We start from the raw sequence: 1,552 nt of genomic DNA, 5'->3' as shown, positions 1-1,552 counted from the left end.
CCTGCTATGTGAATTTGTCAAGTCATACGATCACTCCGCCAACGATTTTTCCTAGTTGATCACTTGATGTCGTTCGTTTTGCCTTAATTTCTTAAAGCCTACCTGCTATTCGTGGTCGAACTCGTAAGTGCGCCACTAGTTGTTTTTTCGAACATTTTAAAAAGTGGGACGCTCTAAACTATTACACGTGATGCATATTTATGCTCACTAGGATGCTTGGCAGAGTCGTCCCGAAAGTCATCAAATTTTTTTTAGGATCTTTGTCGGTTTATTTTTCTATTTTCTTTTCTAATCATTTATAAATTGGTTTGCATAGGATAAACCTATTACTTACGCCACAAATTTAACATTTTTCCTGTTTTGCATTTTGGTTTGTGGCATTTTTTTAAATTTCAAGGTAGGTCGTTCAGTCTTTTGGGCTTCGTAAAGCTCTCCCGTCCTAAAACAAGCCCTGATGCGTCCAATTAACCTTCTGGCAATAGCAACGATTGCTCTTTTAGCTCCTGATTTCGCCGCAATCCTCTCATAGATACTCTGAAGATCTTTGTCATGACGTATTGCTACCCAAGCAACCTGAACAAGTATTTTCCTCACAATAGGTTTCCCTTGTTTTGTAATATGTCCCTGTCTCGTGTGTTCTCCTGAGGAGTGTTCACTTGGAGTAAATCCTATGTAACTAAATAACTGTTTTTCATTCTTAAATTGCTGTAGATCTCCTAACTCATTAGCCAGCACTCGAGCACTTGTGCAGCCAATTCCACTCACTGCTTGGTACATCATATCAATTGTCTTGTCTTTAGCAGCCTGTTTTTTTATTTCGATGTCTATCTCTTTAATCTTTGCATCAAATTCAAGCCACATTTTTGCAAACGTTTCTATAGAAAATCTAACTCCGGGGGTCATTTCGAATTTAGAAAGCCCTTTAATCCAAGCTGGAGAGACTTTTTTCTTGTTATCAGCTGGAATTAATCCATGTAGAAAAAGAAGAGATTTGATTTGATTACCAATTCTGGCTCTTTCTCTAGAAAAGGTATCTCTTAACCTCGTTACGGTACGATTATCTTCTTGTTCTACAGTCGGAATATAAACGTTTCTTAATTTGCCCTCAGAAAGATGTGCCGCTATTTTGAGAGAATCTCTTTTGTCTGTTTTTACCTTAGTATTTGACACTTCTATGCCTGCTGCGTGAACAACAATATTTTCAATTCCTGCGGCCTCTAAAGATCTATGTAGATGAAAACCACAAAATCCTGCTTCATAAGCCGTCTTAATTTTTCCCGAGCCAAATCGTTTCTTAAGATAGGAAATCAAACATTCAGGCTCGGCTTTTAATGTGTCTCTTTTTATGATACACTCATCGCATATCGCTGTTACTGAATAAGTCTTTTTGTGAACATCCATTCCAACGAAAATAGTTTTTCCAGTATAGTCTTTCATAAGCGAACCTCCTTTTGGTTTTTTTGCTATAAACACCGTAATTGGAGTGTTCGCCCTTTTTCAAGAGAAAACTATCTTTAAAAAGTAGACTAGATATTCAGCATAGCAACTATTA

The 1,552-nt window shown here is 37.2% G+C and carries 1 protein-coding gene; it reads right to left on the bottom strand.

Going from position 1 to position 1,552, the window contains the following annotated elements; all coding sequences use genetic code 11:
- Positions 1–330 precede the first annotated feature (330 nt).
- On the bottom strand, positions 331–1,437 hold the full coding sequence (locus C0512_RS15545) for an IS110 family transposase (RefSeq protein ID WP_290863216.1): 1,107 nt from the start codon (positions 1,435–1,437) through the stop codon (positions 331–333).
- Positions 1,438–1,552 lie beyond the last annotated feature (115 nt).

The sequence above is a fragment of the Flavobacterium sp. genome (assembly GCF_013822155.1).
Classification (GTDB): Bacteria; Bacteroidota; Bacteroidia; order Flavobacteriales; family Flavobacteriaceae; genus Flavobacterium.
The sequence above is the reverse complement of the archived record's forward strand: the minus strand, read 5'-3'. Positions and strand labels throughout refer to the sequence as shown.

Bases quoted from the DNA above. Each gene is read 5' to 3' on its own strand.
- C0512_RS15545 (WP_290863216.1), bottom strand. From the start codon at position 1,437: ATGAAAGACTATACTGGAAAAACTATTTTCGTTGGAATGGATGTTCAC.